The 13,706-nt window shown below is 58.3% G+C and carries 14 protein-coding genes and 4 pseudogenes; 15 read left to right on the top strand and 3 right to left on the bottom strand.

The genetic code is table 11. The features are described 5' to 3' along the window. Nucleotides 1-74 precede the first annotated feature (74 nt). From K3758_RS14655 to K3758_RS14630, 6 genes and pseudogenes are all read left to right on the top strand, one after another. Entirely contained in the window at nucleotides 75-374 is a 300-nt protein-coding gene (locus K3758_RS14655) for a hypothetical protein (protein WP_120351826.1), read from the top strand. Between the two features lie 54 nt (nucleotides 375-428). Further along, nucleotides 429-1,076 (top strand): SCO family protein, encoded by a 648-nt coding sequence (locus K3758_RS14650; protein ID WP_120351825.1) that lies wholly within the window; start codon nucleotides 429-431, stop codon nucleotides 1,074-1,076. Beyond that, nucleotides 1,073-1,711, top strand: a complete 639-nt coding sequence (locus K3758_RS14645; protein WP_120351824.1) for a hypothetical protein — start codon at nucleotides 1,073-1,075, stop codon at nucleotides 1,709-1,711. Before K3758_RS14650 ends, K3758_RS14645 begins: the two co-directional genes overlap by 4 nt. Further along, the gene (locus K3758_RS14640; RefSeq protein ID WP_254693933.1) at nucleotides 1,708-2,190 is read left to right on the top strand and encodes a hypothetical protein; all 483 of its coding nucleotides are present in this window, start codon (nucleotides 1,708-1,710) and stop codon (nucleotides 2,188-2,190) included. Before K3758_RS14645 ends, K3758_RS14640 begins: the two co-directional genes overlap by 4 nt. After that, the gene (locus tag K3758_RS14635; RefSeq protein ID WP_120351822.1) at nucleotides 2,183-2,911 is read left to right on the top strand and encodes a cytochrome c biogenesis CcdA family protein; all 729 of its coding nucleotides are present in this window, start codon (nucleotides 2,183-2,185) and stop codon (nucleotides 2,909-2,911) included. Before K3758_RS14640 ends, K3758_RS14635 begins: the two co-directional genes overlap by 8 nt. A 218-nt stretch (nucleotides 2,912-3,129) precedes the next feature. Then, a pseudogene (locus tag K3758_RS14630) lies at nucleotides 3,130-3,201 on the top strand (hypothetical protein); the annotation flags it as partial. Nucleotides 3,202-3,299: 98 nt separating this feature from the next. Here K3758_RS14630 and K3758_RS14625 read toward each other — a convergent pair. The 3 genes and pseudogenes from K3758_RS14625 to K3758_RS14615 all read right to left on the bottom strand — a co-directional run. After that, nucleotides 3,300-3,688 (bottom strand): annotated as a pseudogene (locus K3758_RS14625) (transposase); the annotation flags it as partial. A 114-nt stretch (nucleotides 3,689-3,802) separates the two neighbouring features. Further along, nucleotides 3,803-4,009 (bottom strand): helix-turn-helix transcriptional regulator, encoded by a 207-nt coding sequence (locus tag K3758_RS14620; RefSeq protein ID WP_120352280.1) that lies wholly within the window; start codon nucleotides 4,007-4,009, stop codon nucleotides 3,803-3,805. A 588-nt stretch (nucleotides 4,010-4,597) separates the two neighbouring features. Beyond that, a pseudogene (locus K3758_RS14615) lies at nucleotides 4,598-4,846 on the bottom strand (transposase); the annotation flags it as partial. 705 nt (nucleotides 4,847-5,551) lie between these two features. On the opposite strand from K3758_RS14615, the pseudogene K3758_RS14610 reads away from it, so the two are divergent. The 9 genes and pseudogenes from K3758_RS14610 to K3758_RS14570 all read left to right on the top strand — a co-directional run. Continuing rightward, nucleotides 5,552-6,112, top strand: a pseudogene (locus K3758_RS14610) (replication-associated recombination protein A); the annotation flags it as partial. 31 nt (nucleotides 6,113-6,143) lie between these two features. Further along, nucleotides 6,144-6,497 (top strand): CrcB family protein, encoded by a 354-nt coding sequence (locus K3758_RS14605; protein WP_259946267.1) that lies wholly within the window; start codon nucleotides 6,144-6,146, stop codon nucleotides 6,495-6,497. Continuing rightward, a complete protein-coding gene (locus tag K3758_RS14600) occupies nucleotides 6,494-7,540 on the top strand; it encodes an RluA family pseudouridine synthase (RefSeq protein WP_067622210.1) in 1,047 nt (348 codons plus the stop codon). The genes K3758_RS14605 and K3758_RS14600 overlap by 4 nt, the downstream gene beginning before the upstream one ends. Then, nucleotides 7,537-8,220 carry an HAD-IA family hydrolase gene (locus K3758_RS14595; protein ID WP_259946264.1) on the top strand — a complete coding sequence of 228 codons (684 nt, stop codon included), beginning with the start codon at nucleotides 7,537-7,539 and terminating at the stop codon, nucleotides 8,218-8,220. Before K3758_RS14600 ends, K3758_RS14595 begins: the two co-directional genes overlap by 4 nt. After that, nucleotides 8,217-8,930, top strand: coding sequence for an ATP12 family chaperone protein (locus tag K3758_RS14590; protein ID WP_259946261.1), 714 nt, complete (start codon nucleotides 8,217-8,219; stop codon nucleotides 8,928-8,930). The genes K3758_RS14595 and K3758_RS14590 overlap by 4 nt, the downstream gene beginning before the upstream one ends. A 193-nt stretch (nucleotides 8,931-9,123) precedes the next feature. Continuing rightward, nucleotides 9,124-10,140: an amino acid ABC transporter substrate-binding protein gene (locus tag K3758_RS14585; RefSeq protein ID WP_067622203.1), complete on the top strand. Its 1,017-nt coding sequence runs from the start codon at nucleotides 9,124-9,126 to the stop codon at nucleotides 10,138-10,140. 216 nt (nucleotides 10,141-10,356) lie between these two features. After that, nucleotides 10,357-11,571, top strand: a complete 1,215-nt coding sequence (locus tag K3758_RS14580) for an amino acid ABC transporter permease (protein WP_067940684.1) — start codon at nucleotides 10,357-10,359, stop codon at nucleotides 11,569-11,571. Nucleotides 11,572-11,574: 3 nt separating this feature from the next. Then, nucleotides 11,575-12,873 carry an amino acid ABC transporter permease gene (locus tag K3758_RS14575; RefSeq protein ID WP_259946254.1) on the top strand — a complete coding sequence of 433 codons (1,299 nt, stop codon included), beginning with the start codon at nucleotides 11,575-11,577 and terminating at the stop codon, nucleotides 12,871-12,873. 14 nt (nucleotides 12,874-12,887) lie between these two features. After that, nucleotides 12,888-13,655 (top strand): amino acid ABC transporter ATP-binding protein, encoded by a 768-nt coding sequence (locus K3758_RS14570; RefSeq protein ID WP_067916165.1) that lies wholly within the window; start codon nucleotides 12,888-12,890, stop codon nucleotides 13,653-13,655. Nucleotides 13,656-13,706 lie beyond the last annotated feature (51 nt).

Raw genomic sequence — 13,706 nt, 5'->3', positions numbered from 1 at the left:
GCTGCGCTAAAAACGATCCGACAATCAAGCCGGACACCACGACAGACTAACACTCAACCCAAGAAGGAACTGGCATGACTTACAAAATGAAAATCACGGCTGCTGCCCTGACCGGCATGATGTTGGCCGCTCCCATCGCTCAGGCACAAGATGCAAAACCAGAAACGGACGATATGCCGATGGCCGAAGGTCACAGCATGAACGGCGAGATGTCCGGCATGAAAAACATGGAAGGCATGAAGGGTATGGAAGACATGATGCCCATGATGAAAATGATGTCTGATATGGGGCCGATGATGGAAGCCTGCACAGAGATGATGCAGTCCATGATCGACCACATGAATTCTGCGCATGGCGAAGATCAAAAGGGCTGAACCTCGGTCCGCCCGTCTGACTGGCGGGCGGATCATTCTATTGAAAGAAGTATCATGACTAAGATTACGCCGGCCCGTCGTCGGCTAAGCATTGCCCTGTGGGCGAGTGCTATCGCTGCCGCCGTGCTTGTTGCGGGCCTTGCCCTGCTGCGCCCGGACAACGTTCCTGCCGGCCAAACGGTCTATCGCGGCGACGCTGACATCCGTTCAGAATTCTCGTTGCTCGACCACAACGGTCAGGTCGTTAGCCAAAAGGACTACGCAGGCCGCTGGCAGCTTGTGTTTTTTGGCTTCACCCACTGCCCAGATATCTGTCCAACCACCTTGGCATATATGGGTAACGTGCTGGAACTGCTGGGCCCTGAAGCTGATGAGATTGCTCCGCTCTTCGTGACGGTCGATCCAGAGCGCGATACGCCTTCGGTTCTGAAGGAGTATGTCGCGAACTTTCACCCGAATCTGATCGGGTTGACCGGAAGCGAGGACCAAATCGCCGAGGCGACCGAGGCCTTCAAGGTTTACAACGAGAAAATTCCCGCAGAAACGGCGCCCCACGGATACATGATGGCCCACGCCGGCCATATTTACCTGATGAACCGCAAGGGTGAGTTTGACGCTGTTTTTCTTGAAAGCGCGCAACCAGCTGAGGAGATGGCCGAACAAATCTCCATGCGTATCGCGAAAGAGAAACGGACCCAATGACCCAAAAATACACCCCCACCACATGGCGCAGCGCCCTCTTACTTGTTGCCAGCCTACTTTTGGCCTCACCGGTTTTTGCCGATCATCCGGGTGAGAACCTTAATCAGGTGATGGCTGCCAAGGAAGCCGCCTTCGAACCGATCTTGCCCGACGACGCACCAGACCTCGCTTGGATAGGGGCGGCGCATGAAAGCACATCCCTCAATGCTTTGAGGGGAAAGATCGTGGTTCTGAGCTTTGTGCCCGAAGGTTGTGGCGATCCTTGTGAGGCACAACAAGCTACGCTCACCGAAACGCTCACTGCGCTCAACTCCAGCGCGATGCGCGATATGGTGGTCTTTGTTACCCTTAGCGACGAGCCGCAAAGCGGTCCCGCTACGCAGAACAGGATATTCGCGCGGACGCCAGACCCTGAAAAACTTAGTCATGCAAACGCTGCTCTCGCTGGGGTAAGCGAACGGAAAGACCTAACCCCTCAGGTCCATCTGCTGAACCGCGCAGGCCAGCAGGTCGGCATTTTTCACGGCGCTGATTTTGAGCCGCTTAACCTCTTGCTCTATATCAATGGGCTGACCAACACCCATCCTCATGCTGAACCCAGCTTCTGGCAGCGAATGACTGGATGGTTCTTATGAAATCTTACAGCACGATCACGGGACCCCATTGGCTTTCCGCACTTCGGCGTTTTGCCGTAATCACCTTCCTGGGGCATCTCATTTGGGAGGCAGGACATATTCCACTTTATACCATCTGGGTTGAGGGGACGTGGGGTGAGATTATCTTTGCTGCCGTGCATTGCACCGGAGGCGATCTACTGATCGCCATGAGCAGCCTATTGCTTGCCCTGTTCTTCTTTGGCACCGGCTCTTGGCCGCAGAGGCGGGTATATCCTGTTTTAGGCGCAATGTTGGTGATGGGGCTTGGCTACACGGTTTTCAGCGAATGGCTAAATATCGAATTGCGCGAAGCATGGGCCTACCGCGAGATCATGCCGGTCATTCCGATCATCGACGCCGGGCTAACCCCTATGTTGCAATGGATCTTCGTTCCCCTCGCGGCCTACTTCGGCGCGGTTAGGCATTCCTCCCGGAAGGTGGGCTTGCCTGATGCTTGATGTTTCCTCTCTCGGGCTCATAGCGGCTTTGCTTGCCGGGATAATCTCCTTTGTGTCACCTTGCGTCTTACCTTTGGTCCCGGGCTATGTCTCCTATATCGCGGGACGAACTGGGGTTACTGGGGCGCATCGCAGCCGCAAACAAGCGGTTTGGTTAAGTTTCTGTTTCGTATTGGGGTTTTCGACGATTTTCATAGGGCTCGGGGCTTCGGCAACGGCTCTGGGGCAAGTGCTCCTGCGTTGGCGGTTCGAGTTAAACCTGATTGGCGGCGCAATCGTAATCCTTTTTGGGCTGTTCATGCTCGGGGCCGCCCGGATTCAGGCCATGGAACGTGACATGCGTTTCGACATTGACCTTCCCGGCGGGCAGCCGGTGGCATCCTACGTTCTGGGCCTTGCTTTCGGCTTTGGTTGGACCCCATGTATCGGACCGATCCTGGGTGCGATCCTAACAGCAAGTGCTGCCAGCGCCACAGTATCTGAAGGGATCGGATTGTTGGCTGTCTACTCAGCCGGCCTTGGAGTGCCATTCCTCATCGTTGCGGCTTTTACGGAGCAGGTTGCGGCCCGTCTGCGTGCCATCGGCTCTCTCGGGCGACGGCTCCATCAGGTGGCGGGGGGGATTATGATCGTTATGGGTGTCACTATGATGACCGGACAGCTCAGCGCTTTCTCATGGTGGCTCTTGGAAACCTTTCCGGTGCTGGGACAGATCGGCTGAAATTAACTTGGAACTCTCCCGCACTGGAAAGGGGTTGTCTTCGTATAGGGTTAGTTTCGACCAGCAGTAGATAGGGAAATGAGATGATGGACGGTGATATGATGGGCGGCGGGATGATGTTTGGGATGGGGATCGGCTGGCTTTTGATCATCGTGATCCTCATTTTGGTGATCGCAGCGCTGGTTAAGTATCTGCGCAAGTAAAGCAGGAGACTGGCAATGAAGGAGTCCGACAAGCTAGTCATCGTCGTCACCGGTTCAAGCGGATACCTCGGGGCGGCGGTCGTCAAACGATTGCACGAAGAATACCGTGTCGTTGGACTGGACCGCCGCCTCATCCCCCGCATCAGGCCGAATGTATCTCATCCTCCACATCATGCTGAATGTATCTGCTTTGCTGGATACCTCATTCCTCGAACTGCCCAGCCCCTGTCATGCTTTTTTGAGCAGACGGTTCTCGAGTGTTAGGTCGGCCGCGCATTCTTTCAGAGCCATGGCTTCCGATCTCAACTCCTTTACCTCAGGGATGTCGCCTGACGCGCTGTCTCGCCGGAAAGACGACGATTTCCAGTCTCAAGGAATTCCTTCGACCAAGTTCAGTACAGGCTGTCAGAGATGCCCTTGCGGCGACATAACGCCGAGATGCTTTCCTCCCCGCGCAATCCGGCTAAAACAATTCTGATTATCTCCTCCGCCGAGTAGGTCTGGCGGTCTTACGGCGGAAGTTCTTGACCAGCTTGTTAGCTGCGTCTTTCGATGTTCCGGGCTTCTTGTTCATCTTCGCTCCTTAAAAGCTACGATGAACCAAAAACACTCCGTCGTTCAAATTCTCAAATCTGTCCCCCGGGGTCCTGGCGTCAGGCAGCGGACGCTTAACGATCGAAGCGTTACGCTAGCGTAAAGACGTTGGTGCGACTTCAAAAATAGATTGGAGAAACCGACAAGGATTGGTCCCAATACATTTCAGTATGACGCACATCTCGACCACATCTAAACGACGTTCTCCCAACTCATACTTGGCTACGTAAGAAGGAGGCTTTCCTAGCATTTTCGCAAGCTCAGCTTGTGAAAGTGCTGCAGCCTTCCGGCTTTCGATCAATTTTTTGCGGAAAACCAAGTATGTCTCCGTGTGCGCGGCGCCTGCCAATGTTTTGCTCCAATCGTGCTCGACAGGGTGCAATACGTTGGTTAGTCAGGCACTCCCAAAATAGGAGTGATTCGTGTCCCCAATAAATGGCCAACTTTCTGCCCTCGGTCTAAGCAATGATCTTGTTCTGCCCTTTTTACTCGTTTGGTATGGTTGGCTTTCTAAAGAGCAAGCTGGCGTTGCGAAAAAGCGGCGGCTCATAGTTATCAAGTGCAAGCTATCTGCCGAACCTGATGGAGGGCGTGCGTTTCTAACAGAGCGCGGGAGACGCAAGTTAAAAGCTTTTCTTGCAACCGACGTAGATCACGAAATGGCGTACGTTTATGCTACCTATCTAAAGGAGTACGGCAAGGTCAGCTCTGATCGTTGGTGCATGTACGCGGGCACTCCTCTCGGAGGCGGAGCAAGCGGGTTTGATTGGTATCACAATAAGGAAAATCTCATGCCATAAGGGCTTTTCGCTGACCTGCTCCCCTTAGTCCGCTATTTTGAGTTAGCTCTGTTCAGGTCTGGGTCTTTTACTAACCGTTGGTGATGCTCTCACGGAATGAGCCCGTCGAGGCTCGTGTGTGGGCGATGGGGATTGTAGTCCTCGCGCCAGGCAGAGAGCAGGTCCCGGGCTTGGCGCAGGTCGGCGAACAAATGCTCGCTGAGGCATTCGTCCCGCAGACGGCCATTGAAGCTTTCCACGAAGCCGCTCTGCATAGGTTTTCCGGGGGCGATGTAGTGCAATTCGACGCATCGCTCCTCCTGCCATTGCAAGATGGTGTTCGATGTTAGCTCCGTTCCATAGCACGTAGGGAAGAAGCGCCGCTGAGAGGTTCTAGCAGCTTCCGCAACCCTCAAATTGCGCAGCGGCTAGCCATAACCGGGTCTCAGGTCTCAACAGTGGTTTTGCATAACCACACCGCTGAGGAGACCGGCAATGGCGGCTATCTATGCTACCCTTGTCAACCGTGTTGGTCGCCATCGACATGAGGTTCTGATCAGCACTCCCGGCAAGTAGCGCCGCCGCCGCATATCGATCATGAACACGCTGGAAGATTTCGACCGCTTAGCCATAAATCCCGCCAGCTACGCCCGCAACAAGAGCTGCGGTTTGCCGGGAAGGCCCAGTAGGTCAGCCCACATCACACGTGAGCAAAATCGTGTTACTCGACTGGTTGTCGGTACATCTGTGGAATCACCACATACAAATCGACATGGCCGACACACTATTACTGCGGCGCAACGGCTGCGCACCGAACCGACCCGATCTGAGAAATCTGCAAACAGACCCACCTTTCAATCTTGTGAGCCCGAGATTCTGGGTGGAAAACTCTGTATCACCTATTAGGTGACGATCTGGACGCTCGCCGATAGGTTGCGATTGGGAAGAAAAAAAATATACCCATGGAGAATACTGTTAAGGTTGCAGTTTCAGAACGCGCCGATCTACCTGATTATAAAGAGAATTTACTCGCTCACTCACTCACCGGGTAGAAAAACAAGTTAAATACGATTTCCGCCCTGCACAAATCCATGCGCGGCTCGGACCCGGATGCGGCGCTTTATTGGCTGGGCCGGATGCTGGAGGGCGGGGAGGACCCGCGCTACCTGATGCGGCGTATCACCCGCATGGCGGTTGAGGACGTTGGCCTCGCCGATCCGCAGGCGCAGGCTTTCTGCCTTCAGGCGTGGGAGACCTACGAACGGCTTGGCAGCCCCGAGGGGGAGTTGGCCATCGCGCAGGCGCTGACCTATATCTGCCTCGCGCCGAAATCCAACGCCGTCTACAAAGCTTACAAGGGTGCCCGCAGGCTGGCCCGCAGCACCGGGTCAGAGCCGCCGCCGAAACATATCCTCAACGCGCCGACCAAGCTGATGAAGGACCAAGGCTACGGCACGGGCTATGCCTATGACCACGACGCCGAGGACGGGTTCTCGGGGCAGAACTACTTTCCTGACACGTTGGACCGGCCCAGCCTTTACGAGCCGGTGGAACGTGGCTTCGAACGGGAGTTGAAAAAGCGACAGGATTACTTCGCGGGGCTGCGGGCCAAGCGGAAAACTTGACTCCGGGCCGCGCCCGCGCGATGGGGTGTCGATGATGAAAACACTGATCATGGTGGCGCTCGGCGGCGCTCTGGGCGCGTGCTTGCGCTACCTTGTCGGTCTGACCGTCGGCTTCCCGCTGGGCACGCTGGCGGTGAATGTCGCGGGCTCTCTCGCAATCGGGGTGGTCTGGATCGCACTGGCGGATAAGGCGCTGTTGCTGCCCTTTCTAATGACCGGCCTGCTGGGCGGCTTCACCACCTTTTCGGCGTTTTCACTCGACACGATGCGGCTGCTTGAAACAGGCCGCGCCGTTGTCGCATTTTCATATGTGGGGGCCTCGGTGATCTTGTCGCTGGCCGCCTGTTTGCTGGGCCTCTGGGTGGCCCGAGAGGTGTTGGCATGAGCCGCGTACAGACAATTACCGTCGCCGAGGGCGATGGCGACCAGCGGCTTGACCGTTGGTTCAAGCGGATGTTTCCGCAGATCAATCAGGGGCTCATCGAAAAGATGTGCCGCAAGGGCGAGATTCGCGTCGATGGAGGCCGGGTCAAGGCCAACACGCGGCTCGAAGCCGGCCAAGAGGTCCGCGTGCCGCCGCTGCCCGACAGCGCCCCCCCGCCCCCGCCTAAGCGGACGCGGATCACCGATGCCGATGCCAAGATGATCCGCAACTGCGTGATCTACCGCGACGAGCATGTGATCGCTCTGAACAAGCCCCCGGGACTGGCGGTGCAGGGCGGCTCGGGGCAGGCGGATCGCCATGTCGATGCGCTGTCTGAGGCGTTGATCTTTGACGCCGAGGAGAAGCCGCGTCTGGTGCACCGGCTTGACCGTGATACCTCGGGTGTGCTGCTGCTTGCGCGGACCCGTCTGGCGGCCAAGGCGCTGACCGCAGCCATGCGCCACCGCGAGACCCGCAAGATTTACTGGGCCATCGTCGCCGGTGTGCCGACGCCGTACTTGGGCGAAATCAAATACGGCCTCGTGAAGGCTGGCGGTCATGGCCGCAGCGGCGAGGGCGAGAAGATGATCGCCGTGCATCCGCGCGATATGGATGACACGCCGGGCGCGAAACGGGCGCATACGCTCTATGCAACGCTGTTCCGTGTCGGATCGCGCGCGTCTTGGGTGGCGATGGAGCCAGTCACCGGCCGCACGCACCAGCTGCGCGCGCATATGGCCGAGATCGGGCATCCGATTGTTGGCGATGGGAAATACGGCGGCTCGGGGCAAGAGAACCTCGGCGACGGCTGGGGCGCGCAACTGGGCGGGATCATCTCGAAAAAGCTGCATTTGCACGCGCGGATGATGCGGTTTGAGCATCCCCATACCCGCAAGACGGTTACCATCACCGCCGAGTTGCCCGAACATATGGCGCATAGCTGGGACACCTTTGGCTGGACCGAAGATCTGGCCGACGAAGACCCCTTTGAGTCGCTGCAATGAGCAAGCCACTGCGTTTGGTGATCTTTGACGTCGACGGCACGCTGGTCGACAGCCAAGGCGATATCGTGGCTGCGATGACCGCGGCCTTTGCGGCTGTCGACGCGCCCGCGCCGAGCCGTGCCGAGATCCTGTCGATCGTCGGCCTGTCGCTTGATGTGGCAATGACCGTGCTGGCGCCCACACGCTCAACCGGCGATCACCTTGCGATGGTGGAGGCCTATAAGGCCGCCTATATGACCCTGCGGGCCGAGGCGGGCGTGGCGCAATCCTCGCCGCTTTATCCCGGCGCGCTGGAGACGTTGCGGCGTCTTCATGGCGAGCCGGAGGTGCTGTTGGGCGTTGCCACTGGCAAATCGAAACGCGGGCTTGATAAGTTGATCGCCGGGCACGGGCTGGAAGGGCTTTTCATCACCCAGCAGGTCGCGGATTTTCACCCCTCAAAACCGCATCCGTCGATGATCCATCAGGCGATGGCCGATGCCGGGGTGGGGCCGGAGGCGACGGTGATGATCGGCGATACCTCTTTCGACATGGACATGGCCGCCGCCGCCGGGGTGACCGGGATCGGGGTCAAATGGGGCTATCACGGCCCGGAACGGTTGGCCGCTGCCGCGCATCTGGTTGAAGATTTCGCGGCGCTGCCCGCCCTGCTGGAACAAATCTGGAGCATTCCCGCATGAGTGACTGGAAAGCCAAACGCTTTTGGAAAGACGCCGCCGTGGTTGCGGCCGAAGACGGTTTCACCGTGGAACTGGATGGCCGCCGGGTGAAGACCCCGGCCAAACGCCCCCTGACCTTGCCGACCCGTGCGATGGCCGATGCCGTGGCCGCCGAATGGCAGGCGCAGGAAAAGCAGATCGACCCCCGCACAATGCCGGTGACCAAAACCGCCAATGCCGCGATCGACAAGGTCGCGGTGCAAAAGGCCGAGGTCGTCGACATGCTGGCGGCCTATGGGGACAGTGACTTGCTGTGCTACCGCGCCGACAGCCCCGAAGAGTTGGTCGCCCGGCAAGCAGCGCAGTGGGACCCGATGCTGGATTGGGCGGCAGAGACACTCGGCGTCCGTTTGGAGCCGCGACAGGGCATCATGCATGCCCCGCAAACGCCCGAAGCCTTGGCCGAGTTGCACCGCCGGACGGCGCGGCTCGATGCGTTCGAACTGGCGGCATTTCATGACCTCGTCAGCCTGACCGGCTCGCTGATCCTTGGCTTTGCCGCGCTGGAACAAGCCTTTGACCCCGAAGAGATTTGGGCCTTGTCGCGACTGGATGAGAATTGGCAGGCCGAGCAGTGGGGTCGCGATGACGTGGCCGAGCAAGAGGCCGAAATCAAGCGACAGGCGTTTTTACATGCATGTGCAATTATCGTGCTTTGCAAAGCTTCTTAACTTGATAAAAGCTTTGCCATGCGATGTGAAAACGCGCCCTGATTTTGCCCATCGCGCCCTTGACCTTCAAACCTGAATCCGCCCACACTGCTTTTCATTGAGCAGGGGGAACCCTGCGCAAGATCGCTTTCGGCGTCATCTGACGTCGGATTAACCGCCAGTGAACGTGGCGGACTATCAGGAAGAGGTAAAAATGAAAAAAACCGTAATTTTTGGCGCGCTGACCGTTGCTGGCCTTGCGGCCGGTGCTGCTGGTGCCGCCACGCTTGATGACGTCAAGGCCCGCGGCAAGCTGAACTGTGGCGTGACCACAGGCCTTGCAGGCTTTGCCGCGCCGAATGCCAACGGCGAATGGGAAGGTTTCGACGTGGCTGTGTGCCGTGCCGTTGCCGCCGCCGTACTGAGCGACAAGAACGCCGTGGAATTCGTGCCGACAACCGGCAAGACCCGCTTCACCGCGCTGGCCTCGGGCGAGATCGACTTCCTCGCACGGAACACCACATGGACCTTCAGCCGTGACACCGACCTGAAGTTCGACTTCATCGGCGTCAACTACTACGATGGTCAGGGCTTCATGGTCCCCAAAGCGCTTGGCGTTTCCTCGGCTAAGGATTTGGACGGCGCGACCGTCTGCATCCAGACCGGCACAACCACCGAGCTGAACCTCGCGGACTTCTTCCGCAAGAACAACATCAGCTATGAGCCGGTGCCTGTCGAAACCAACGCCGAAGGCCAGCAGCAGTACCTTGCTGGTGCCTGCGACACCTACACCACAGACGCATCCGGCCTTGCCGCGACACGCGCCACTTTTGAGAACCCCGGCGAGCACGTGCTGCTGCCCGAGATCATCTCGAAAGAGCCGCTCGGCCCGCTGGTCCGTCACGGCGACAACGACTGGGGCGATATCACCCGCTGGGTGCTGAACGCGCTGATCGCTGCTGAAGAGCTGGGTGTCACATCCGCCAACATCGAAGAGATGACCGGCAACACCAACAACCCTGAGATCGCTCGTCTTCTGGGCACCGAAGGTACCTTGGGTGAGATGATCGGTCTCGACGCCGAGTGGGCCAAGCGCGCCATCATGGCCGAAGGCAACTACGGCGAGATCTTTGCCAAGAACATCGGCGAAGAGACCCCGATCGGTCTGGCACGCGGGCTGAACGCCCAGTGGACAGACGGTGGCCTGCTCTACGCACCGCCCTTCCGCTAAATAGCAAGGCAAGGGGCGCAGGAATTCCTGCGCCCCTTGTGCCTCTGGGGGCGCGAAGTGCCTTCGCGACACGAAAAACGGTCTAAAAACGGCTGACAAAACCCCAACGAGACAATAAAAGCCCACGATCGAAAAACGATCAACGACCAAAAATGATTCGGCCAAGGTGCGCCAAATGCACCAATAAAAAACAAGCCGGAACACAGGGATACATACATGACGACATTCTCCGACCCTCCCAAGGAGTCGTTCCGGCCATCTATGCTGTTGAGCGACACCCGCTATCGGTCGATTACCTTTCAGGTTATCGCACTTGCGCTGCTGGTCACGGCGATCTGGTATCTGGGATCGAACCTTGCCGCGAACCTTCGCGCCGCCGGGTTGAACATCTCTTTCCAGTTCCTCGGTAACCCCGCGGGCTATGACATCAACCAAACGCTGATCCCCTATACCAGCCAATCGTCGAATCTTCAGGCGGCATGGGTCGGCATCATCAACACGCTGCTGGTGTCCTTCCTTGCCTGCGTGACGGCCACGATCTTTGGCGTCGTCGCCGGGGTTCTGCGCCTGTCGAACAACTGGCTCATCCGCAAGCTGATGGCAGGCTATGTCGAGATCTTCCGCAACATCCCGGTGCTGATCTGGATCCTGATCATCTACACCATCATGACCGCCGCGATGCCCGCGCCTTCGGCCTTCCGGGGCGATGATCCGGCGTCGAGCATGATGCTGGGGTCTTTTGCCTTTACCAACCGGGGCGTCTATATCCCCGGTCCGGTCTGGGGACCGGGCTCGATGATCGTGGTGGCGACCTTTGTCGCCTCGGTGATCGGCGTCTTTGCCTACCGCCGCTATGCGACGAAACTGCTTTACGACACCGGTCGCCTGCTGCCGATGCTTTGGCCCTCGGTCGCGATCTTGTTGCTGCCGACGATCATCATGTTCTTCATCATGGGCATGCCGATCGGGCTGGATTACCCCGCGCTCAAAGGGTTCAACTTCCGCGGCGGCATCCAGATTGGTGCACCGCTGATCGCGTTGTGGTTCGCCCTGTCGATCTACACCGGTGCTTTCATCGCCGAGAACGTCCGCGCGGGCATCCAAGCCGTCAGCAAGGGCCAGTCCGAAGCTGCCGCCGCCTTGGGCCTGCGGTCGGGCCGGATCATGAACCTTGTGGTGCTGCCGCAGGCGCTGCGCGTAATCATCCCGCCGCTGATCTCGAACTACCTCAACATCACCAAGAACTCCTCGCTGGCGATCCTCGTGGGCTATGCCGACATCACCGCCACACTGGGCGGGATCACCCTGAACCAGACCGGGCGGGCGATCGAATGTGTCGTCTTGTTGATGCTCTTCTACCTCGTCATCTCGCTGGGCATCTCCATGGTGATGAACGTCTACAACAACGCAACGAAGCTGAAGGAGCGTTAAGCCATGTCAGACACACATGCTGAATCCATCGCCTTCGTGCGTGAAACCTCACTGCCGCCTTCGGCACCGCCGGACAAGGTTGGCGGCCCGGTGAAATGGGTGAAAGACAACCTCTTCCCGACATGGGCGAACGCCCTGCTGACGGTGGTGGCGCTTTATTTCCTCTATCTGTTGCTCGCCGGCTCTTTGCCATGGCTGTTGAACGGCGTTTGGTCGGCAAGCAGCCTGTCTGAATGTCGCGAGGTGCTGGACGGTGCGACGGGGGCCTGTTTCTCGGTGCTGAGCGAGCGTTGGCATCAGCTCCTGTTCGGGTTCAAATATCCCAGTGATCAATACTGGCGTCCGACCCTCGCGCTGGTGCTGCTGTTCCTTGCGGTGGCCCCGGTGCTCTTCATCGACCTGCCGCGCAAGCTGCTTTATTTCACTGGCGTCTACCCGTTTCTGGCTTTCTGGCTGATCTGGGGCGGTCCAATCTGGGGGCCGATCTTTGCCCTCTTGGGTGTGATCGCGGGCTATATCGTCTATAGCCGTCTGGTGCAGAAAAGCTTTGCCATGGCGCTGGCGGGTGGCCTCGTTGTCGCGGTGATCGTCTGGTATATCGGTGGCTTCATCGGGGAGGCTTTGCGCCCCGCCTCGCCACTGCTGCAAGCGATCCCCAGCCGCGACCTTGGTGGCTTCATGCTGAATATGATGCTGGGCATCACCTGTGTGTCGCTGTCGCTGCCCATCGGGATTGCGCTGGCTTTGGGGCGTCAGTCCCACCTGCCAATCGTCAAAGGCATCTGCGTGGTCTTCATCGAATTCGTCCGGGGCGTGCCGCTGATCACGCTCTTGTTCGTGGCGAACGTGATGCTGGCCTATTTCTTCCCGCCGGGCTCGGGCGTTGACCTCTTCATCCGCGTCGTGATCATGATCACCATGTTCTCTTCGGCCTATATCGCCGAGGTGATCCGGGGCGGTCTGGCCGCGCTGCCAAAGGGCCAATACGAGGCCGCAGACAGCCTTGGCCTTGATTACCCGCAGGCGATGCGGCTGATCATCCTGCCGCAGGCACTGAAGATCTCGATCCCGGGCATCGTCAACATCGCGGTGGGCCTGTTCAAGGACACCACACTGGTCTCGGTGATCTCGCTTTTCGATATCATCGGCATGATCCGCGGCCCAATCTTGGCCTCGACCGATTGGAACGGCGTCTACTGGGAGCTTTTCCTCTTTGCTTCCGTGCTGTTCTTCATCGTTTGCTACGGCATTTCTCAATACTCGCAGTGGCTGGAACGCCGTCTTGCGACTGACCATCGTTAAGGGAGGGTTCTCGCATGGCTGAGACCGCACAAATGAAAGTATCCGACGAAGTCGCGATTCGGATCGAGAACATGAACAAGTGGTATGGCGCGTTCCACGTGCTGCGCGACATTGACCTGACGGTGCACCGGGGCGAGCGTATCGTGATCTGCGGGCCTTCGGGCTCGGGCAAGTCGACGCTGATCCGCTGCATCAACGCTTTGGAAGAGCATCAGAAGGGCACCATCGAGGTCGATGGCACGCTGCTGAGTTCGGACCTCAAGAACATCGACAAGATTCGCTCCGAGGTCGGCATGTGCTTCCAGCACTTCAACCTTTTCCCGCATCTGACGATCCTTGAGAACTGCACGCTGGCCCCGATCTGGGTGCGCAAGACGCCCAAAAAGGAAGCCGAGGAAACGGCGATGCATTTCCTTGAAAAGGTGAAGATCCCCGATCAGGCCAATAAGTATCCCGGCCAGCTTTCGGGTGGTCAGCAGCAGCGTGTGGCGATTGCCCGCTCGCTCTGCATGCGCCCGCGCATCATGCTTTTCGACGAGCCGACATCGGCGCTTGACCCTGAGATGATCAAGGAAGTGCTCGACACGATGATCGAGCTTGCCGAAGAGGGTATGACGATGCTCTGCGTAACCCACGAGATGGGTTTTGCCCGTCAGGTGGCGAACCGGGTGATCTTTATGGACGAAGGCCAGATCGTTGAACAGAACGAGCCCGAAGCCTTCTTCAACAACCCACAAAGCCCGCGCACACAGTTGTTCCTGAGCCAGATTCTGGGACACTAAGCCGCGCTACGGCATGATAGCCAACCAAACGCCCCGGCCAATCGGTCGGGG

The organism is Sulfitobacter sp. W002 (genome assembly GCF_025142135.1).
GTDB lineage: Bacteria > Pseudomonadota > Alphaproteobacteria > Rhodobacterales > Rhodobacteraceae > Sulfitobacter > Sulfitobacter profundi.
Note: the sequence above shows the minus strand (reverse complement) of the source record. Positions and strands in the feature narration are given on the sequence as shown.

What these genes read in the sequence shown, in the direction of transcription:
- K3758_RS14655 (WP_120351826.1), top strand. Translation starts at nt 75, where the DNA reads ATGACTTACAAAATGAAAATCACGGCTGCTGCCCTGACCGGCATGATG.
- K3758_RS14650 (WP_120351825.1), top strand. Translation starts at nt 429, where the DNA reads ATGACTAAGATTACGCCGGCCCGTCGTCGGCTAAGCATTGCCCTGTGG.
- K3758_RS14645 (WP_120351824.1), top strand. Translation starts at nt 1,073, where the DNA reads ATGACCCAAAAATACACCCCCACCACATGGCGCAGCGCCCTCTTACTT.
- K3758_RS14640 (WP_254693933.1), top strand. Translation starts at nt 1,708, where the DNA reads ATGAAATCTTACAGCACGATCACGGGACCCCATTGGCTTTCCGCACTT.
- K3758_RS14635 (WP_120351822.1), top strand. Translation starts at nt 2,183, where the DNA reads ATGCTTGATGTTTCCTCTCTCGGGCTCATAGCGGCTTTGCTTGCCGGG.
- K3758_RS14605 (WP_259946267.1), top strand. Translation starts at nt 6,144, where the DNA reads ATGATGAAAACACTGATCATGGTGGCGCTCGGCGGCGCTCTGGGCGCG.
- K3758_RS14600 (WP_067622210.1), top strand. Translation starts at nt 6,494, where the DNA reads ATGAGCCGCGTACAGACAATTACCGTCGCCGAGGGCGATGGCGACCAG.
- K3758_RS14595 (WP_259946264.1), top strand. Translation starts at nt 7,537, where the DNA reads ATGAGCAAGCCACTGCGTTTGGTGATCTTTGACGTCGACGGCACGCTG.
- K3758_RS14590 (WP_259946261.1), top strand. Translation starts at nt 8,217, where the DNA reads ATGAGTGACTGGAAAGCCAAACGCTTTTGGAAAGACGCCGCCGTGGTT.
- K3758_RS14585 (WP_067622203.1), top strand. Translation starts at nt 9,124, where the DNA reads ATGAAAAAAACCGTAATTTTTGGCGCGCTGACCGTTGCTGGCCTTGCG.
- K3758_RS14580 (WP_067940684.1), top strand. Translation starts at nt 10,357, where the DNA reads ATGACGACATTCTCCGACCCTCCCAAGGAGTCGTTCCGGCCATCTATG.
- K3758_RS14575 (WP_259946254.1), top strand. Translation starts at nt 11,575, where the DNA reads ATGTCAGACACACATGCTGAATCCATCGCCTTCGTGCGTGAAACCTCA.
- K3758_RS14570 (WP_067916165.1), top strand. Translation starts at nt 12,888, where the DNA reads ATGGCTGAGACCGCACAAATGAAAGTATCCGACGAAGTCGCGATTCGG.